Genomic DNA, 21076 nt, shown 5'->3' with positions numbered 1-21076 from the left:
TGGTAATTAAGGCGAGACATGTTCTCGCCTTATTAATATTCATGGTATGACGACGCTAAGGTTTTAGATTAGCTTATGGTTTTGGAGTGGTAACTTTAATGGCAACACAATTTCTCGATGACGTGATTCAAGGTCATCAAGTGATTCAATCTCTCAATGTAGCAGACCTAAATTCGGGCGAGCATAAGTTTTGGTTTCGCATCGCAACGAATGCTCTCTCTCAGTGGCAACACCTACCTGTGCTAGTGTTCAAAGGTGAAAAACCTGGCAAGAAGATCATGATTACCGCAGGGGTTCATGGTGATGAGTACAATGGTGTGTTAGCAGCGCAGAAAACTGCTCGAGAGCTCATCGGCACTGAAGTCGCTGGTACTGTCACTATTGTTCCAACCATTAACATGCCTGGTATGCTAAACCACAGCCGCGATTTCTATTCCGCAGACCCTGATGCGTCTCCTGCAAACTTAAACCGCTTTTTTCCTGGTGACCAAAACGGCAATGAGGCCCAACGTTACTTATATGCATTGTGGAATGATTTGCTCAAGCCAAATGCTGATTTAGCCATTGACGTTCACACTCAAACCAGTGGTGCTGCCTATCCACTTTACGTGTTTGCAGATTTCCGAATCGAGCAATCATTAGAAATGGCTCGCCTCATTAATCCTGATGCGATTTTAAATGATCCTGGAGATGCTGGCGTCCTTGAAACGGTCTGGAATAACCATGGTGTCCCAAGCATTACTGTTGAAGTAGGTATGGGGCGATACACCGAGCAAGAACTTATCAGTCGAACTGTAACAGGCATTTTTAATGTGCTGAAAAAGCATAACATTGTTGAAGGTGATATGGACCCTATTACGTCATGCTTGGAAGGAAACGAAATCATCAGTGTGAAAGCGACACACGGCGGCTTTGTACTGCCTCATGTCAGTTTGATGGATTTTGTCGAGCAAGGTCAACTTCTTGCGATTCAATACGACAGCTTTGGCGCTGAGATTAAACGCTACACCGCCCCAACAAGCGGCACAGTACTTAGCCACAATGTTGAATCTATTCGAGCACCAGGTTCCCTGATCGTTCGTTTGATTAAGTAAACCATAACCGTTTGTTGATAGAGCAACCTTTCGACGCTCACTCAAATTTATATAAGCCCCATCACGAGTAATCACAAATGATGGGGCTATATCCATTTTGACCACATTAAGTTACGCCGTAACAAATTGCTGTTAAGCGAAATGACAAACTGAGCTTTAATTAGGAAGCTTCCCCTCTGTCCGCTTTTTCAGCCACGCTGATGAACTTAAAGCTGCCGTTGTTTCTCTTGTTCAACAAAAATGAGCTCGTCGATAGCGAAACCTTTCTCTTTAGCAACGTACTTAAAGCGCTCCACTACTTTCTCATCAACGTTAGGCGTTCTAGACAATAGCCACAAATAGTCGTGGTTGTAACCGGAAACAAACGCATAGTCATAGTTTTCACCTAGCTCAAAAACAATGTAAGAAGAGTATATTGGCCCAAAAAAGGAAACCTTTAAGTGTCCAACCGTTTTATCTTCAACAAAATAAGCTTTGCCTTCAGCTTCTGACCACTGTCGCTCTTCTTCGGAATATCCACGGTTTATCACCTTAACCCCACCATCCTCGCGAACCTGATACTCAGCGGTAACGTTGGATAAGCCTCGCTCAAATGAATGGTCTAGGCGTGCAATTTCGTACCACTTACCTAGATATGGCTCTAAATCGAAATTATTGACGGGTTCCACCCCATCCGGCTTTGAGGTACAACCAAATAAAGTTGCAAGTGACAAAAGTAAAAATATTTTTATCGATTTCATACAACACCTAAATTTTAATTAGTGATTGATTTTACTCTAGAAGATAACAAATCGATCACTAAGCCGCACCATCACCTTCATAGGTACACATCACAATTCTTCATCAATAGCGCGCTGAACACCGAAACCTCGTCATCTCAGCAAATCGATAACAAGATTGCTCTATTTTTGACTTACAAGCTGACCATGCTTGTACATTTTGTCAGCATTTAACCCTATGCATATAGAAACTTTGCACAACATAGACATTCGTAGGCATATCACCCTCCTATAATACGTTGCGTTATAGACAGAGGTTATTGTTATGAAATTAAAAACAGTGTCAGTTTGTGCACTTTTGGTGTTACTTGCAGGTTGTCAGCAGGAAAAACCGAGCGAAACGACACAATTAACGACCTCGGCAGATGTATGTAATGCACAAGGAAACATGCCAGGTGGGTGGAATGAGTTTAACGCGACCCCTGATGCACAAAAGGCAATGGCCTTTGTTTTAAAGAAAATGGACACAATAGCGTCGTTTAAACAAATACTGAATGTTCACGCGCAAATCGTTAGCGGCGTCAACTATGCTATTGAGTTTGAATTGGATGATGGCTCTGTTTGGAACACGATTGTTTATCGCAACCTCGATGGCGAATATGCGATTACCCAATCGCCAAAAGAAGGCCACTTTTGCGAACAGTAGCGACTTAGTCAGAAAGCCCCTAACAATAGGGGCTTTTTGATCTAACAGTAATCACTGAATTAGACAGCGAAGCGACATTGAGATTTAATCGACACCGTTGAACCAAGTCTTGATGGTTCAACATCAATCCTCTGCGCCATTTGCTCTTTCAGCTCAGAAACGTGAGAAATAACACCGATCATGCGCCCAGTCTGTTGCAGGTCCACTAGCGTTTGAATAGCAAGATCTAAAGACTCTGGGTCTAAACTACCGAAGCCCTCATCAATAAATAAAGTGTCTAAACGGATACCGCCACTATAGGATTGCACAACATCCGACAAACCAAGTGCCAGAGCAAGCGCTGCCATAAATGATTCACCGCCGGAAAGTGTCGCAACATCACGCGTTTTTCCTGTGTAGCCATCTTCAACCATTAAATCTAAGCCGCGACCCGCAGCGCCTTTGAAGCCCTCTGTTTTTCGAGCAAGAATATAGCGCCCTTTACTCATAAGGCTTAAGCGTTGAGAGGCCTGAATCAGCACATCATCCAACAGTACACCAAGAACAAAGCGATGTAGGCTAACCCTGCTGCCTGTTTTACCGCTAGCAACGTCGTACAACGTACCAAAGACTTTGTATTCTTCTTCTAACTTACTATTTTTCTCATGCAACACGGCAATATCTTTACGAACCTTTTCAAGACGTTCAAATATTGAGCGTGTGGTATCAAGTTGATTCCTTACTTCAATATATTGCGCCTGCAGAGTGGTTAACCTATCGTTAAACGACTCTAAATTAGGCCTTTCAAGATCTTTCAATGCATGATTTAAATCATGTAGTGTTTGCTCAAGCTTGGTTTGTGCCTGTTTGAAGCTGTCTATTTCTTGCTGCCAGGCTTGAAGTTCATCATCTCCCACTCGACTACTTAGATAATGGCTTTCATCCTCAAATTTACTCGCCTGTAGTGCCTCATTCCACGCTAATTCTGCTTGGCTAAGTTTTTGCTCTGACTCAGATAACCACTGCTTGTTCGTCGCTAAGTGACTTTCCGCATTTGATTTCTCCAATATCGCTTGCTGTAAAGCGGTTTGCGCCTTTTCTAAGCCTGTGTTCAAACTCAGAATTTGCTCTTTTGTCAGCAAAATTTCACGTTCAAGCAAGTCAGCGGAACTGTATTTTGGGTCAATAGAAGCTTGTAATTGAGCCAATTGTTCTTGGTTCGCTTTAACGGTTGATTCATTTGCCGCCATTTTATTCTGCAGCTCATGAATTTTATTTTCACCCACGACGCAGCGTTGATTAAGCTGTTCAACGTTCTTTTCTAGCTTTTCAATATCAATAGCTTGTAGACGTAGGAGTTGAGCATTGATCGCTTGCAAATCATTTTGAACCGTCGAGATCTCAGATGTAGCATACTCACCCAACTCCTCTTTCAACTGGTTACACTGATTCTGATACTGACTAATGACAACGTTATGTTGTTCTAGCTGATTGCTTAGTTGGTTCAACAAGGTTTGAGCTTCTCGCTCTTTAGCTCTAGCCGCCTGAACTTGCTCTTTTGTAACGGCTTCTTCAACAAACGTTGCGGGGTTAGGATGCGTTTCGCTACCACACACCGGGCATGCTTCACCTGCTTTTAGTCGCTGCGCTAATACTGCCGCTTGAGCGTTGTGCCACTTAAGCTCTATCGTATCAGCGGCTTGTTGACGCTGCATATAGCGCTGACTGGCTTCGTGTAGTGACTGCTGCTTGCCTACAGTTAGCGCATTGAGTTTAGAGAGCTCTAAAGTAAGATCATGCAGCTTTTGTAGATCCTGTAACAGCCGTTGTTTTTGTTTTATTTCCGCATCGATGCTGCCAATAAGCGCAACATCAACTCGTGCTTTCTCTAGCTCCTTCTGTCCCTGCTGGGCCTGTAACGTTAACTTATCTTTTAGTTCTATGTACTGTTTTAACGTTGCTTCAAATTGTTGTTTTTGTTGATAACCCGCCGTTATTTTACTTTCCAAATTGTCTTTCTCGACCAACTTGTTTTTCATACTTTCAAGCTGATACTGCAGTTGCGTTAACTGCGGGACCTTTGCCGCTGCCTCTTTTGCACTTTGCTGCAAGTTTTCTTGTTCTCTCGCAACGACATTAGCTTTTTCGAGACTCTCTTCCAAAGCTACGATTTTTTGCCTAAGCTCTTGCGTTTGAGCTTTTGCATTTTGTAATGAGATGTAGGGCAACTCTATCTTATTGGCATTTTTAGCGTTTTCTAATTGCTGTTGACGAGCTTTTATCGAATCTGCGTGTTCTAGATGCAGCTTGAGTGCGCTTTCTGCTTGCTCTCGTTTCGAAAACTCTCCATTCAAGGTTTCCGCTTTTTGCAATTCAGATTTAGCAGTATTGAGCTTATCTAACGCTGCTTGCTCATTCTTTTTATCAGACTCTAATTGCTTAGTTACTTGTTCCAGTTGTTGTAATAGTTCTTGTTCAGAACTCGCTTCTGCAACTTGTAAAGCACCTCGAATTTGATTATCAAATTCGCCTTTCGCTTTACTAATTGCACTCGCTTTATCTTTGAGCGCGTACTCAATTTTTTTATATATGTCAGTTTGAAAGAGCTGGCCAAAAATTTCTTCACGCTCTTTAGAGCTAGCAAGCAACAGTTCTCGGAATTTTCCTTGAGGCAACACCATAACTTGACGAAATTGAGTTTCATTCAAGCCAATAATATTGCTAACTTCAGTTTTAACCTGAGTCGTCTTGCTGGTGATAAGCGTTTCAGTCTCACCGAGTTCATAAAGAGCCGCAGTGTGCTTTTTAATCGTCATCCCTTCACCACGGGCCTTGGGCGCTTCCTGCTCAGGGGATCGAACAACTCGGTATTGTTTGCCGTGTAACGAAAATTCGAGAACTACTTCGGTTGGTAAGTCTTGCGCGGATAAGTCACACCGCATCTGAATACCTTGTCGCTCATTACCTGTGGTTTCACCATAAAGGGCGAAGCAAATGGCATCTAAGATCGACGTTTTACCGGAACCTGTAGGACCATTAATCAAAAATAGAGGGTTACTGCCAAGCTTCTCAAAATGAATGATTTCAGTTTTTGCAAACGGACCAAAGGCTTGCATGGTTAGTTTAATTGGTTTCATCTTTGGTCCCTATTGCTGTGATAATTGCTTAATAATGTCAGTAACAGCTTGCTCTTGCTCTTTAGACAACTGGCTATCTTGCGCCTCAATAAAAAAATCTCGGAACATATCAATTTCGCTTCGCGCCAACTTTGCTTGCGCCATTTCCTGCTCTACCCCAATTAACATGCCAGGTTTCTCAAGGTGTAAAACGTTTGGATACACTGAACGAAGTTTTTCCATTGGGTTTAAAATCGCATGTTTATCCATCAAACGAACTAACAAATAATCTTCATTCTTGGGGTCTGTTTTCCCTTGCTCAATAACTTTATCCAGCTCGCCCTCTACAATACGCATTTCATGAGGAGCCGTAAGATCAATATGCTTTGCAGAAACGAATCCTTTCTTGTCCAGTTCAACTAACGTGAAACCTTTTCTCTGGTTCTGTTCACCAAAGCTATACTTCATGAGAGAGCCAGAGTAACGGATATGCTCTGCGCCTTTCTTTTGAGGCTGATGCAAATGACCAAGTGCGACGTAGTCAAAATCTAAGAAGTGTTCATGACTCACGCGATCAGAACCACCAATAGATAATGGTCGTTCAGAGTCTGACTCGATAGCCCCATCAACAAAACAGTGACTCACGAGCACGCGCTTTTGCTTAGAGATAAAGCGCTCTTTAATTTGCTCAACAAGCAATTGATGAGCCTCATCATGAGTGGATACCGAGGCTTTGTAGGCAAACCTGACCTGTTCAGGGTCGTTATAAGGCATACCATAAAACGCGACCTCGTCCGCAGAGTCCGTTTTTATGATGATGGGAGTGAGCATATCTTCAAAGTTGCTAACAATATGGAGACCTGCATTTTTCATTTGCTCTGAGCCGAAACCTAGCCTTTCTGCACCATCATGGTTGCCAGATATAAATATCATTGGTGTTTCTAACTCGGTACAAATGCGTTTCACGACTCGATCTAACAGTTCTATTGCAACCGTTGGTGGCACCGAACGGTCATAGATATCTCCCGCCACTACAACTGCATCGACGGGGTTGCGTTCAATATAGTTAATCAGTTGTTCGAGTACTGCTTGTTGATCTTCGAGTAGTGATACGTTGTGGAATTGTCGACCAAGATGCCAATCTGAGGTGTGGATAAACTTCATTCGAATTCACTTTCCGCCAATTCTATGAGTAGGCTTGCTTCTGTCAGAGTCCATGTACCGTTTATAAAAAGGAATGCGTCACGGGTGGGATCTCGAACAAGCCAAAACTCAAGTTATTTTATATCGGTAAGGATATCTTGAGTCGAACAGCTTTTCATGTGGTTTGTGTTCTATGGCTGGCTATTTAATCAGAAAGCGAGAAGAACACTGTAAAAACGCGGTGAGCAAAGCTATTTTGAAAAGCAAGCTGCGCCTAGTCATTGTCCAAACATCATTAAAGGGCCAGTTTCGAGTCAATCCCCCATAACATTTGCATCACTAAAACCTCAGCTACTAGAAGGAAAAGCAATAGCCAGACCTATTCGCTACGCCAATTGTATATTACTCCTACCGCATAGCCATCTGGCTCGATGTCGGCTTGCAAAACGTGAAAGTCTGGGCAGGGGCTGCTTCTTTGAAGCTCATCAATCACTAACGCTTTTAAAACTCCGCCACATGCACCCAATCCGCCAAGTTTTATATCAACAAATTGATACTGAGTTTGATCGGTCACCCACGGAGACAAGAATTGCATTGAGTTTAACCATTGCGGCTCTTCCTCATTAACGGATAAATACAATTGACTGAGTGGATGTTCACAACTTACTCCTAATTGCTTAAACACCTTGTCCACGGCGATGCGTTGTTGTTTGGCATCTAAATCAATTCGAACAACATCAGGCACAAGACCTGAATGTCGAAAAAAACACTTGGTTAAAATGATAGAGCTTTGAGGTTTGACATGCCCTTCTACATCGCTCGTAACCTCTATAGCCAGTATCCAAGTCGCTTGCGTTTCATTAACTTCACGATTTATCCGATTTAGTGCCATCAAAAATGCAGCTTGGCCATAAGGATAAAAGTAAATTTCAGTATTGGCAGTTTGGCCAACGAAAATAGAAAGCTCGCTTATCAATGCTTTAAGCAAACTTTTGTCCACCGAAGATGGTAAAAGAACACAGAGATTCCCCTTGATATCAGCTTGCTCAAGACTCTCGCGCTCAGAGCGCACGAGGCTTAATATATGCTCATCTATTGATTGAGCAAAGTCAGGGGGTCGGATTTCCTCGGACAATCTAAAAGAATCATCAGCTATCTCGCGAACGGTGTGTGAACGGCCATTAAAGGATAGAAGATGCGTTTGAAATGCGAGTGGCATCTAGCCTCCGATTAAAACCGTAGGCATACCAGATAGAATTTTGCCACCATGAGACGTTGAATCGCCGACTCTCGCGGCTGGTTTACCGTTGATTGTTACGCTAGAAGAACCTGCAGAGATACTATCCGGAGGACCGATACAAATAAGCTTGTCGCCTTGTCTTGCCGCAGGTATCCCGCCAATCGTTACGTTTGGTGAACCAACAACGACGGGACCACCGACATGCGGTATCTTTCCTGTTTTTTTAGGGCAAAGATGAAAGCTGCCCAAAATTGCGGCTGGTTTACCCACTTTAAATCACCTTAGTTCAATGAAATTTGCCCAGCTTTAAGAGCAATAGCTGAGCCGTTAATGGATATTTTATTACCTTTGATATTGATTTCTCCAGAGCTAGACATCTGAATAGAAGCACCACCTACTTTGATCTCGACGCTCTTTCCTGCATTAAAAGACAGTACTTCACCCGTTTCATTCGAAAAGTTTTTACCTACTTTCAAGCTCGCGTTCTGACCAACCTCTTGATTAACATCATTGGTCACTTTTTCGGTTTTACTGTTTTCAACGGCGATATCAACACAGTCTTCAACTAGCATTTGGAACAGTTTTTCAGCATGAAGATAAATGTGCTCTTCACCAGGCTTATCATCGAAGCGCAACTCATTAAAATTGGATGTACCTTTTTGTACAGAGCGTGATTTATAACCACTCTGAGAACTTTGCTCTGGTAAAGCGTAAGGAGGGAGTTGACTACCGTTATATAGTGACCCCGTAACGATTGGTTGATCAGGGTCTCCGTTAACAAACTCGACGATGACCTCTTGTCCGACTCTAGGGTGAAACACCGACCCCCATCCGTTACCTGCAATATTTTGCGCAACACGAATCCAACATGAACTATTTACATCGTATTTACCAACACGGTCCCAGTGAAACTGAACTTTGATACGGCCATGTTTGTCTATGTAAATTTCACCATCTTTGTTCCCCGTAACTACTGCGGTTTGCAAACCTTTCATCTGAGGTTTCGGGTAGTTAACTGAAGGACGCAGGATTGTCTTTGAGTCAACACAACTAAACGAGACTTTGACACCTTGCGCACCGGTCCCACCTTGACCAGTCTGGTTATAAACAGCAGCAGACAAAAAAACAGAAGACAGTACATATTCTTTGCCGACTCGAGATTTATCTTCATGCTTTTTAAACTTGAAGCACTTGCCCACACTGAATGTTCTGCACGTAGCCTCGCCACGACACAAATATGCATTTTGCTGTAGTGCTTCTATTGCATGCGTGTTTCTCAGTGCGTATTGATCATTGCTCTCCATTTCACCCATGTATTCAAAATACTCGCTTCCAGGTACTGTAAAAAAATCACTTTCACCCTTTGCAGTATTTTTAGGATTCGAAGAAGGCTTGAGCATGTTATAGCCTGACTTTTGACTCGCTTTAGTAGTCAGAATTTGCGTTTCATGCCAAGAAGAAATGTGGCTAGATTTCGCCGTACCTGTATCAAAATCGACTAAAAACTCAGTACCCGGCTTATAAAAACTGATGTCATCAAAAATATTGAGCGTATGGGCAGACTTAGTATGTGTAAAACAAAATGATAGCCCCTCCTCCGATAACAGACGTCGAACAAATTCAAGATCTGATTCTTCATATTGTACTTTGTATGTGTATTTAGGATAGGACTTGGTTAACTCAAAACTAAAGGCAACACTATGCTCCGATAGTACTTCAGAGATAATTTCCTTTATATCTTTATGCTGAAATATTCTGCAATTTTTTCGATATTCAGCGAAACGTAATTTAGGCTCTATTAATAATTCTATGTTTTTATAATTTTCGCCTTTATGTGTATTAGAAACCCTTTTCCCTTCTAATCTTGCAGCAGAAACATAACCATGCATATAACGAGGATTTGAAGAAACATCCTCATTATTTTCAAGGGTAATGGTAACTTCCTTACCAATAATTTCGTTTAACTCACTTCGTTGATCATTAAAGTAAGCTTTAGCACGCAATGAAAAAAGTTCTGAGATCTCTTCTCTATACTCAAACGAGTTTAGTATGATGGCATCTTTACCGAATGGCGAAGAAATTCGGATGAAATTGTTATCTTGAGTTGCTCTTTTCATTAAATACTTCTTTCAAAAAAATGCGGAGGAATACTCCCCCGCATGAAAATTACATTTGTTGACCTTTAACACCGCTGTAGCCGTATACCAATGGAGCAGAAGTGTTGTTCTTATCGTCAGTAGGAGTCACTGTCATCATCATTTCTGTGTAAGAAATTGTGATAGTTTCAACTGGACGATCGTCTTGGATAGAAACTGAGTAGTTAGAAATCATCGCATCAGTCAGTTCGATCTTCATGATCTCTTCAACCTTCTCACCCTGCTTAGTAATATGGAAAACCGCTGGTTTACCTTTACCAATCGTCGCTTCTTTAAATAAGTCAGGAGAAGAACGGTCTTGAAGTTTAGTGATAGTCAAATCATATAGACGAGTAGCGCTCGCTTCACGGTCCATCGCTGTACCAGTGTATGATGAGATCTCACGACCTACACTCCAATCTACAGATAGTAGTGTAATCAAATCTTTGTATTGCTCGGCTGTTGCCTCACCCTTAATATCTGCGTATTTAAGATACGTATTAGACTGCATGCTAATCTCCTATAGCATTATTAATTGACATATATCGTAGTAATTTAATTATCTGACGTTTGGTGATAATTAGTGATTAATGTATCAAAAACTTCATTTTAAATACGCCCTGTTATATCTTTAAATAAGATTTAATTTAAGCGTTTTTTATAAAAAATAATAGTTAATATGAACCAACTCCCAATTATTATTGAGAGTGTAAAGGATGTTAAACTATTGAGACATCAAGTCCACTAGTTGTACCTTTAACAATAATTTCATCAAACGTCTTATCATTAAGAATTGCATGCAATATTTCATGAGAAATCTTCGGAAGCAATGTATTTTCTATGGTTGTTTGTACCACACGCGCACCACTCCCAGACTCATTGCTATTGTCTACAATATCATTAATTAGTTCCTCATCAAAAAATAGGTCAGCGTTATAGTGCTTACGAATACGAGTCGTAATTTTATCCAACTTTAATTTTGTTATTTCTATCAATACTTTTCTTGATAGAGGCAAATAAGGTAATACATTCACACGCCCTAAAAATGCTGGTTTAAAGTCAACCAACAAATCATCGCGTAAAGAATCTTTTAGTGCTGACGGCTCAGGAGCTAAATCAGGATCAGAATACAAAGACATCGTCGTTTCGGTCCCTGTGTTCGCGGTCATAATAATAATAGTGTTTTTAAAGTCTATATCTCGACCTTCACCGTCTTTAATTGAGCCTTTATCAAATACCTGATAAAAAATATCTTGAACACCAGGGTGCGCTTTTTCCATTTCATCGAGGAGAATTACACTATAAGGTTTACGTCTAACAGCTTCAGTCAGTACACCTCCTTCTCCATAACCGACATAACCAGGAGGAGAACCTAATAGCAATGAGACTTTATGCTCTTCCTTAAATTCCGACATATTGATAGTCGTGACATTTTCTTCACTACCATACACTTTCTCTGCAATCGCCAAAGCCGATTCGGTTTTACCCACTCCGCTTGGTCCGGTCAGGAGAAATACACCATTTGGTCGTGTCTCATCCGTGAGCTGCGCACTCGCGGTTTTTATCACTTCAGACATGAGCTCTAAAGCGTGATCCTGCCCGACAACTCGCTTACACAAACTTTCTTTCAAACCCAATACTGCTTGGATTTCATCATCCTGAAGTTTACCCAACGGTATACCGGTCCAATCCGAAATAACTTCTGCGATTAGCGCTTCATTTACATGCGAAAAAACTAAGGGCTGTGAGTTAGCGGAGAGGTTATTTTCAAGCTCTTGTAACTTGTCTCTCGCAGTCTCAGAACCCTCCTGGATTATTTGGGTTCTAAGTGACTTAGCTTCACTTACCCATTCTTTTTCTTTTTCCCAAAGTACTTCTAATTCAATAATGTCATTAGATAGCGCATCAATCTCTTTTCGGACACTTTGCAGCTGCACATCAAGAGATGCTCCTAGCCGATTCTCTTGGCTAAGATGCTCATACTCAGCTTGCTTTGCTTTAAGTTTATTTCTTTTCGCATCTAGGCCTCCCGGTGTAGATGACTGACTTAACGCAACTCGAGAGCAGGCCGTATCCAAAACAGAAACCGCTTTATCTGGCAGTTGACGACCATTAATGTATCGAGCTGAGAGTTGGACCGCTGCATTGAGAGCTTGGTTAGTGATATGAACATCGTGGTGTTGTGCCATTACATCAAGTAAGCCTCGTAACATTTCGATCGCGAGTTCAGGGGCAGGCTCATCAACCTTTACGACTTGAAAACGCCTAGTTAAAGCTGCATCTTTTTCAAAATACTTTTTATACTCTGCCCACGTTGTTGCTGCGATCGTTCTGAGTTCACCTCTCGCTAATGCTGGCTTCAGAATATTCGCCGCATCACCTTGGCCCGCTTGCCCACCACCGCCAATTAGGCCATGAGCTTCATCAATAAACAATATAATAGGCTGTGGAGCGTCGTTTACTTCCTTAACAAGGTTCTTAAGCCTGTTTTCAAACTCACCTTTCATGCCTGCGCCGGCTTGCAGTAACGCCAAATCCAGAGACTTAATTGCCACATTTTGCAGAGCGGGAGGTACATCGCCATCAATGATCTTTTGCGCCAAACCTTCAACAACGGCTGTTTTTCCAACACCAGCTTCTCCCGTAAGAATCGGGTTGTTTTGTCGGCGTCTTAATAAAATATCGATCATTAGGCGAATTTCATTATCTCTACCAATCACCGGATCTATTTTACCTTCCCTAGCTTGCTCAGTAAGGTCTGTTGTAAATTGATTCAAGGCGGAATTCGCGTTTGACTGCGCTAAGTCATTCGATCTTGATTGAGGCGCATTACTTTCTTTAAAGTTCAATAAGCGAGATGGTTCTATCTTGTTTAGTTCAGGACTAATCGAACCAGCCATGTTGACTAACGTATCATCAGACAAGTAGGCAAATAAAAGATGGATGCACCCCAACTGTTCTTGATTGAATTCAATGGTTGCAGACAACAAGGCATTTTGCATAACAGTCACCGTATGAGCTGATAGCCCAGGCACCGACTGGCATCCTGTTTTGTATTTTTCTAATGCCTTTTGAATATCGGTTTCAACCTTGATTTTATCGACATCAAATTCGTCAAAAACTTCAGAGTAAATATCGTCAGGATGGCGGATAATCATCATTAACCAGTGAGACATTTCAATACTGTGATGAGTTCGGGAGCTTGCCATCGCAGCTGCCTGTTCAAGTGTTTCCTTAGCCTGAGGAGACAATCTTTCGACCAACGCTGAAAGTGAGAGTGAAGCCATTACATTTCCTTTAAATAGTAATTGTTATAGTTCGATCTTTTGTACGTTCGTGTTTTTTAAGCACAGAACCAATACCTAACTGCCCCTGCTGTTTCGATAAACAAGCTTGTGGTAGCAAACTATGTTTGGTGGTGAGCTGCCACTTCAGTTGTTTATGTTTTCCAATCAACTCATAAGCAGCGTTCTTAATGATTGCTATATTGGGTTGGTTAGGAAGCAATTTACTAACTAGCTGTTTATCTTTTGGCAGAAATTCTATTGTTGTCCCCGCGTTGATGTTCCATGCTTTCGAACCCAAAGACGCTCCTAAACCAAGTTGAGCAAACTGCCCTTCAGGCATAGTTCGGGATGCAAGGCGTGTTTGCTCTTCTTTCGTAAGGTGTAACCATTGTCCTTGAAATTCATGAACTTTTACTTGGCATCCAGATAAACATTCAAGAATACTTTTTAGTCCACCTTTACTTCTCATTGGTGAAGCAAACACACCACCATAGTGCCGGGACAATGAACTCCCTTTCCCAGTTAATGCCGATTTACAGCTTTCTAACGGCGAACGCGCGCCCTGCGCATGCGCACGAGACTGAACAGTCAGCTGACTCAGTTGCCAACATCGATAATAAAGAGATAATAAGCGATGATTGAAAATATCGTAGAAGTCCACCATAGCCGTATCGCCTTCTTTTTGGCGATGTAAAGCTAATTCACTATAGTGCTGTGGAAGCACACCTTGCTCACCCGTTAGGCCTATTAAATTGGTCTCAATCTCTAACTTGCTGTCATCTATATTTTTCAGTTCACAAAGCTGAGCATTTTCAAAACCTAATGATGGATTAACCTTTAAGTTTAGCTTTTCATGCTTCGGTAACGCATCTGTTCCTATTTGCGCCTCTGCTTGCAGAACTTCGTGTTCAATAAGATGAATCGCTTCAAACAATGGATGTTGCTTTAATTCTCGATAAAATTGTTCCGCGCTCATAGCAACACCTTATCGCCAGTTAATGCGGGCCATAGGTGGAAAGACTTTCCCGTGGACTTAATTCTTATTTCTAACTGCGTAAAAATGTTAATTTCAGCATATTGCGAGAAGTAAACAGATAAAACACTACCTAAGAGAAAGATCTGCTCTTTAGGTAAAATTTGATCAGAAACCGTCAAAATAATTTTTATACCGTGCGCAAATCCAACTTTGCCTTTCTGACTAATTCTTCCTGTAGTAGGCTCAAACTCTAACTTAGTTAAAGCATCGATTACCGCTTTCGTTTCTGCTGTCCCAGAAAATGCATAGAGATTAAGGGTCTGCTTCAAAGTTGCTAAACCATCTTCCTCGGTAAAATGGTTTAAAGTTAAAAGCTTAGTTAACTGCCATCGTGTGCTTTCATCCATTTCTGGCCGAATAGTTTCTGATAAAGAAACTAAACAACGAACAGATTCGAAATTGTCATTTACCTCCGGTAAAGATACTTGCGGCAGCCCACCTCCAAATGGAAGTTTCTGCGCTAAGTTGCGGTTACAGCACTCAGCTTCCACGTACATTAACCAGTTTTCCCGGCTATCCGGGCTGAACAATTGATGTTTTTTATCAACAAAAGAAATGTAAGTTTCTCTACCTGGCTCATCATACCCACCAGCCCAGTTCTTATCCTCACGTCTCATCAACCAATAAATCTCACTAGTGTTTGTATAATGCGTGTGCTCACCAGCGTGATAACATGGCAAATTGTGGTACGTTTTGTTCCAGTTTCTCAACGTTACGTCAGAAATTGAGACAACCTCATTACTTTCAGATTCTTGGTATTGCGGAGACAAGTGGTAATCGTATTCAGTTGGTAGAATACGCTTAGGCTCCATAATACTTTTAAATAAGTTGATTACAGGCACACAACCTACCATTAAGCTTTCTTCGTCCACTTGCTTTGGAAGCCAGTCATCGTTGGTATCAAAGTAAAAATACAGTTCGACTTGCTCTCCAAGATCTAGCTCAGATAATCCAAGTTCGGTGATATCAAAGAACATAAACTTCTCAGGAAAGTGCAAATACTCAACAAGTAATCTTGCTCCTGAAAAGCTTCTTTTACTGTATGGCACAACTTTCTCATCTTCTGAAAATCCTACTTCAGAAAGATGTCTTTTGGTTAAAGGACGAACTTCTTTGCCATCCACAACAACAGATAAACCAATTAGGTTTTGAAACAGCATTTGGTAGAGCTTAAAAGTCAATTGAGATTGACCGTTTAAATAGAAGCGCAGCCGTTCTATCCCCATTTCACCAAGAGGAGTCTCTTCATCTTGAGCCGTGAGCTGTACTTTCAAAACTGAATGAGCATTACTTTCCCATCGTGAGCCAACTGGCTTGAAAGGCGCATTTTTAAAAACGCCAGAGGTCACATCAACAGGATACATTCTGACCGGATAACAAGTTCTAAACTCGCATTCATGATATCCAGTAGCACCGATAACAACTCGCTCGCCTTCTTCTACATCAAAATAAGAGGAAGTGGAGTTAGAACAGCTCATTTTAATGACTGACATTGACGGGATTGGGGCGTGAAAATCCGGATATAACTGTCCCATCAAAGACTCTGTAAACTGAGGGTAACTATTGTCTAAGCTTTGTCTAATCCTTGCTGTTAGAAATGCGCAGCCTTCTAACAATCTTTCTACGTGTGGATCGTCAACCTGTTCCTCACTAATACGAAGTCTCGCGGCAATCTTGGGATACTGCTCACCAAACTCTTGCCCTTTGTGACGCAAATAAGCTAACTCGCGATTATAGTACTTGAGAAACTCTTCACTCATTTTGCTCTACTCAGTTTCATACCTAAATTTACCGGCTCTACTTCAGAATTGAATCGCACTTCATGAATACTGTTATCAATTAAGCAAGTGGCATTTATCTGTAACCTCAATACCCTATCAATAGCGTTTTTCTCGTCCGAAATCTGGACATGAGGGTTCCTTAACCTCGGCTCAAACTCTTTAATTGCATCATGAACGATGTCGCAAAGCTGATTCTGCCCTTCTTGGCTGCTATAGGGCATTGAGGAAAAATCTGGCAGCCCATAGTTCAATATTGAATAACGAACCTCTAGAAGATCATCAGGAATATTTTTCCATCCAATACGACTATTCAGCATCGACTCTAGATCTCTAAGTAAGCTGCTCAACATCTGTTGCTGGCTTGCAGGGAAGTCTTTCTCATCTCGAGTGAGAGGATCACTATCTATCAATTTGTCGAGCAGAGAAACGGTTAACGACATGATATTTCTACGCTATTTGTTTCTGTTCTAATAATGTAGTCAAATCACAGATTGGAAGCGCTGAGTCACCGACTAACCAACATTTTTGACCCAAGCCAACAAAAGATTCTTGCTCACCAATCTGCTTCCAATCCGTTTCTCGACCTAACTTTTGCGCATCGGTCTCTGAGTCAACATATGTCAACGGCATATGGCCTTCGCCTTCACCAAGTCCATCGATATCAAACTCGACAGGTCGCCAAATACTCTCTAACAAAGAAGTAGGTGCTTTAACTTCTAGCGTATGGATGCTCGATATGGGTACAAGAAAATAGTTACCTGCTGTAGAAAACAGTTCAATGTAACCACCTAAACGATCATCAATATCTCTAGCATCTTCGTAGTTTGTGCCGTTTACGTTAAACCCTTTAATAGTGCGATGCTCTTCAATGCGATGCGATAGACGTGACGCTTCTTCGTACTCTTGATTTCCGAGAGCAAGATTAAATCGAACAAGCTCTTTAGTTAATTCATCATCACCTAATACTTTGGCACTAGCCGCACCATTGATAAAATCCTTTCTAGCTTGAGCTGCTTTCACTAAATGTCGTAGCTGACTTGCACCAGGCAGATACTCAGGAAACAATTTAATCGATTGCATGAGCTGAGCGTCCGCACGCTCGAAGTCCCCATCAATGCAAAGAAGCTCAATGAAGGAACTTCTCAAGCTCGCATCTTTAGGGGTTGCTTTAATTTCATCAATTAATTGCTCTAGAGCGTGTTGCAATAGGCCTTGGGACAAAGCATTTTTCCATTGAGTCATTGTTATTTCCTTACACCATGTGCTCTGGTGATAATTCGGTAATTAATTTAATGCTAGATACCATTTGATCGAGTTGAAAATGCGGTCGCAAATGGATAACTGAGTAATAATGTCCAGGAGTTTCTCTTTTCTCTCGAACTGTAATTTTCGCTTCATTTAGGGGGTATTTAGCTCGAAGCTCATCAGACGCTTCATCTGATGCGGTAGTGTACTGATGTAACCAGCGTTGAAAGTCACGCTCTAGGCTTTCTGCGTCTTGATACCCACCAATTTTGTCACGCCCCATAACCTTGAGATAATGTGCGACTCGCGATACACACAATGTGTATTGCAACATCGATGTCAGTTTTGCATTCGTTGAAATATGCTTTTCTGCGTATTGTTTGGGCTTGTAGAGAGATACATTCGAGGTCATCCCCACCATATCGGTCTCAGGTATTGGAGAAATAGAAATAAAACCGCACTCAGACAATTCTTGTTCTTTTCTCTCAGAGATTTTCAAGTTTAACGGACATCTTTCACGATCATTCTTGCCATTAACACGCATCTTGCTCCTTGTAGGAGCGACGATAATACCCTGACTGTAATCGCCTTGTTTAATCCCTCGCATATGCGTGAACCAACCATGTTCCTGAAATGCTCTAATTGATACGGCAGCAAAACAGTACGCACTACTCCCCCATAGCAAATCTCGGTTGGAGTCGTAGATGTGTTCTTGAAAATTGAATTTATCATTCCGCGAGCCATCACTTTTGTATGGCTGACGGAACAAGACGTTAGGTGCAGTCAAACCAATAAATTTAGCGTCATCGTTGTCTCTCAAACTACGCCACTTTGCATAATCTTCCTGTTCAAATTGGGCCGCTATATCTCTTATCGCAGAGAGTTGAGCGAAACTATCAACACCAAACATCTCTGGCGATGCAGACATGATAAATGGGCTGAATGCTGCAGCTGCAGACTGAGAGATCTTACTCAACACAGACAGATCTCTATCAAAATAATTTTTACTAGGATCACAGCGAAGCTGATAATCTCCAACCACCACACCAAAGGGTTCTCCCCCTGCCATCCCATATTCATTTTGATAGAGCAACTTAAATAGTGCTGATTGGTCAAACTCGATGGCTTTTAAAGCATCTTTACTGATTTCATTCCATGTCGCCGTTAAAACCTTAACTTTTACAGAATCCGATGAACGAGAATCAACCTGTTCACATAAATACCTAACTCCAACCCACCCCCTTTCGAGCTGTTGAAACTCAGGATGATGTAATATTTCATTTAGTTGAGATTCTAATAGCTCATCAATGCGGTTAATTGTGTTCATCACACTATGACGAAAGCTGTCCAAATCTCTTGAACGTGTACCTTCTAGCCAAATTCGAGCTGACGATACAAGATCAGAAGATTCATTGAATCGAGTCAACCACGGGCTATCAAGTTCAGCGTAGCCTCCGGTACTGAACTCATGTTTTAGCTTGCTAGGGTCGCGAAAGTTAAGTGACACTGCTAATTCCATCTAGAACATAAAGATTGGTCATGGCTGGCCTTTCGACCAGCCAATTCGTTTCTTATCCACCTGACTGAGGGATCTTGGCCACAAGTCGCAAAGATGTCGTCAGTTCTTCCATTTGCAACCAAGGTTTCAGCCATGCTACGGCATTGTAAGAACCAGGTGCGCCAGGAATTTCCTTAACCTGAACACGAGCGTCTGCTAGAGGGTATTTCGCTCTGATCTCTTGACCACCGCCTTCAGAAGCATTGACGTAACCTAGGATCCAGCGGTTCAGCCAAGACTCAACGTCTTCTGCTTCCATAAAGCTACCAATTTTATCTCGAGCCATTACTTTCAAATAATGCGCAAAACGAGATGTTGCCATCATATAAGGTAGGCGGGCAGAAATGGCCGCATTGGCCGTTGCTTCAGGGGATTCATGGTTCGCTGGTTTTTGACAGGTTTGCGCACCAAAGAACACTGCATAGTTGGTGTTTTTGTAGTGACAAAGCGGTAAGAAACCAAGCTTACCAAGCTCCGCCTCACGTCTGTCGGTAATACCAATCTCTGTTGGGCACTTCATATCAGGGTCGCCATCATCACTCATGAAGAAATGCGTTGGCAAGTTATCCACTCGACCGCCGCCTTCTGCACCACGGATGGCAGTACAAAATCCATATTTTGAAAATGCGTCGGTTAACTTAACACCAAGAACATACGAAGAGTTCATCCAACAGTAGTCGTTATGTTCAGCGTTAACAGCAATACCTGAAACAGGATCTACTTCGAACTCTTCAAACCCAAACTCTTCGACTGGAGCGGTAGCTTGTCCGTATGGCAAACGAGCAAGGACTTTTGGCATCGTCAGACTAACGAAGCGCGAATCGGCACTCTCGCGGAACGAACGCCATTGGGCGTATTCTAGTGATTCAAATACCTTATCTAGGTCGCGTGGTTTTGACAACTCAGTCCACTCATCAAAGCCGAATAGTGCTGGTGAAGCTGCGGACAAGAATGGAGAGAAGCCAGAAGCCGCTACATTTGACATTAGGCGTAACGACTCAATATCTTCTGGGTGGTTGGTAAACTCATAGTCTCCAATCAATGCACCATACGGTTCACCACCAGCACTACCAAACTCAGACTCGTAAACCTTTTTAAAGATCTGGCTTTGATCAAACTCAACAGCTTTGCTCAAGTCTTTATGTAGCTCTTTCTTGGTCATGCTCATCATGCGAACTTTCAGAGTAGAGCTAGTCTCTGAATTCATCACTAGATAATTTAAGCCGCGCCAAGAACCTTCGAGTTTCTGTAATTCTGGGTGATGCATTACTTCAGACAACTGATCAGAAATCTGCCTATCGAGCAAATTAATCGCTTCACGAAAAGTTACTGTTAGGTTTTTGTTCCAAGTAACTGTCCCTTTCATTGCTTCTTCAGCGAGCGTTTTAATCAGCTCCTCAGCACGAGAAGCTTCGGTCTGCTTAGTCGCACCAATAGCTTGATCTAAGAATGAAGTTGTCTGTTCATTAACTGTTGGATCTAACTGTTTTTCAGCTTCAGTCGTCATTATTCCGCTCCTTCAGTACTGTCTGACTTCGCTTTCTTGTCAAGATCTAACTCGCCTGCAAGTCTTGCCAGATTGTCCGTATTGTTCAAAACATCCTCTAGGATATTTTCAAGCTCTTCTGAGCGGTCAACTTTTGTCATCAAATCACGCAGTTTATTACGCGTTTCCATCAATTGGCGTAGTGGATCAACTTGATTTACGATCGCAGCAGGCTCAAAGTCTTGCATTGATTTAAAGTTTAAATCGACCTCAAACTGTGAATCGTCATTCGCAAGCTTATTCGCAACTTTAAACTTCACCGATGGATTCATTTTTTTGAGTACATCGTCAAAGTTATCTCGATCGATCTGAATAAAACGGCGGTCTTTTAATGGCTTCAACGCTTCTGTGTTTTGACCAGCGAAGTCACCCATTACACCTACAACAAAAGGCAGTTCTTTCTTAAGAGTCGTACCTTCAGTTTCAACATCATAGGTAATGTGGACACGAGGCTTCCGTACTCGTGATAGTTTCGAGTGGATACTCGTCAT

At 41.9% G+C, this 21076-nt stretch carries 17 protein-coding genes; 2 read left to right on the top strand and 15 right to left on the bottom strand.

What is annotated here, in order from left to right:
- Nucleotides 1–98 precede the first annotated feature (98 nt).
- Nucleotides 99–1094 (top strand): succinylglutamate desuccinylase/aspartoacylase family protein, encoded by a 996-nt coding sequence (locus tag R7H07_RS12475; RefSeq protein WP_042520988.1) that lies wholly within the window; start codon nucleotides 99–101, stop codon nucleotides 1092–1094.
- A gap of 206 nt (nucleotides 1095–1300) precedes the next feature.
- Here the strand turns inward: R7H07_RS12475 and R7H07_RS12470 are convergent, their stop codons facing one another.
- Entirely contained in the window at nucleotides 1301–1834 is a 534-nt protein-coding gene (locus R7H07_RS12470; RefSeq protein ID WP_017820207.1) for a lipocalin family protein, read from the bottom strand.
- 304 nt (nucleotides 1835–2138) lie between these two features.
- Here R7H07_RS12470 and R7H07_RS12465 point away from each other — a divergent pair, with 304 nt between their 5' ends.
- Nucleotides 2139–2519: a cystatin domain-containing protein gene (locus R7H07_RS12465; protein ID WP_005387498.1), complete on the top strand. Its 381-nt coding sequence runs from the start codon at nucleotides 2139–2141 to the stop codon at nucleotides 2517–2519.
- Nucleotides 2520–2578: 59 nt separating this feature from the next.
- Here R7H07_RS12465 and R7H07_RS12460 read toward each other — a convergent pair whose 3' ends face one another.
- The 14 genes from R7H07_RS12460 to tssB form a co-directional block, all read right to left on the bottom strand.
- Entirely contained in the window at nucleotides 2579–5635 is a 3057-nt protein-coding gene (locus R7H07_RS12460) for an AAA family ATPase (RefSeq protein ID WP_115386666.1), read from the bottom strand.
- A 9-nt stretch (nucleotides 5636–5644) separates the two neighbouring features.
- Nucleotides 5645–6778, bottom strand: coding sequence for an exonuclease SbcCD subunit D (locus tag R7H07_RS12455; RefSeq protein ID WP_017820209.1), 1134 nt, complete (start codon nucleotides 6776–6778; stop codon nucleotides 5645–5647).
- A gap of 358 nt (nucleotides 6779–7136) precedes the next feature.
- Nucleotides 7137–7976 (bottom strand): NAD/NADP transhydrogenase subunit beta, encoded by an 840-nt coding sequence (locus R7H07_RS12450; protein WP_206958883.1) that lies wholly within the window; start codon nucleotides 7974–7976, stop codon nucleotides 7137–7139.
- Nucleotides 7977–8267, bottom strand: a complete 291-nt coding sequence (locus tag R7H07_RS12445; RefSeq protein WP_005375969.1) for a PAAR domain-containing protein — start codon at nucleotides 8265–8267, stop codon at nucleotides 7977–7979. It abuts the gene before it with no gap.
- Between the two features lie 11 nt (nucleotides 8268–8278).
- Nucleotides 8279–10114, bottom strand: coding sequence for a type VI secretion system tip protein TssI/VgrG (gene tssI, locus R7H07_RS12440; protein ID WP_005375968.1), 1836 nt, complete (start codon nucleotides 10112–10114; stop codon nucleotides 8279–8281).
- Nucleotides 10115–10163: 49 nt separating this feature from the next.
- On the bottom strand, nucleotides 10164–10643 hold the full coding sequence (locus R7H07_RS12435) for an Hcp family type VI secretion system effector (RefSeq protein ID WP_005375967.1): 480 nt from the start codon (nucleotides 10641–10643) through the stop codon (nucleotides 10164–10166).
- 208 nt (nucleotides 10644–10851) lie between these two features.
- A complete protein-coding gene (gene tssH / locus R7H07_RS12430; protein WP_017635618.1) occupies nucleotides 10852–13419 on the bottom strand; it encodes a type VI secretion system ATPase TssH in 2568 nt (855 codons plus the stop codon).
- A gap of 10 nt (nucleotides 13420–13429) precedes the next feature.
- Nucleotides 13430–14395, bottom strand: a complete 966-nt coding sequence (tssG, locus tag R7H07_RS12425) for a type VI secretion system baseplate subunit TssG (protein ID WP_065275344.1) — start codon at nucleotides 14393–14395, stop codon at nucleotides 13430–13432.
- Complete coding sequence (tssF, locus tag R7H07_RS12420) at nucleotides 14392–16215, bottom strand: type VI secretion system baseplate subunit TssF (RefSeq protein WP_017820213.1); 1824 nt, start codon at nucleotides 16213–16215, stop codon at nucleotides 14392–14394. Before tssF ends, tssG begins: the two co-directional genes overlap by 4 nt.
- Complete coding sequence (gene tssE / locus R7H07_RS12415; RefSeq protein ID WP_017635621.1) at nucleotides 16212–16676, bottom strand: type VI secretion system baseplate subunit TssE; 465 nt, start codon at nucleotides 16674–16676, stop codon at nucleotides 16212–16214. The genes tssF and tssE overlap by 4 nt, the downstream gene beginning before the upstream one ends.
- A gap of 7 nt (nucleotides 16677–16683) precedes the next feature.
- Nucleotides 16684–17478 carry a type VI secretion system accessory protein TagJ gene (locus tag R7H07_RS12410; RefSeq protein WP_171345415.1) on the bottom strand — a complete coding sequence of 265 codons (795 nt, stop codon included), beginning with the start codon at nucleotides 17476–17478 and terminating at the stop codon, nucleotides 16684–16686.
- A gap of 10 nt (nucleotides 17479–17488) precedes the next feature.
- A complete protein-coding gene (gene tssC / locus R7H07_RS12405; RefSeq protein ID WP_025767712.1) occupies nucleotides 17489–19000 on the bottom strand; it encodes a type VI secretion system contractile sheath large subunit in 1512 nt (503 codons plus the stop codon).
- A 52-nt stretch (nucleotides 19001–19052) separates the two neighbouring features.
- Complete coding sequence (gene tssC, locus R7H07_RS12400; RefSeq protein WP_005375950.1) at nucleotides 19053–20546, bottom strand: type VI secretion system contractile sheath large subunit; 1494 nt, start codon at nucleotides 20544–20546, stop codon at nucleotides 19053–19055.
- Nucleotides 20546–21076, bottom strand: coding sequence for a type VI secretion system contractile sheath small subunit (tssB, locus tag R7H07_RS12395; protein WP_005387524.1), 531 nt, complete (start codon nucleotides 21074–21076; stop codon nucleotides 20546–20548). The genes tssC (R7H07_RS12400) and tssB overlap by 1 nt, the downstream gene beginning before the upstream one ends.

This window comes from Vibrio sp. Vb1127 (genome assembly GCF_033338735.1).
GTDB lineage: Bacteria > Pseudomonadota > Gammaproteobacteria > Enterobacterales > Vibrionaceae > Vibrio > Vibrio alginolyticus.
Note: the sequence above shows the minus strand (reverse complement) of the source record. Positions and strands in the feature narration are given on the sequence as shown.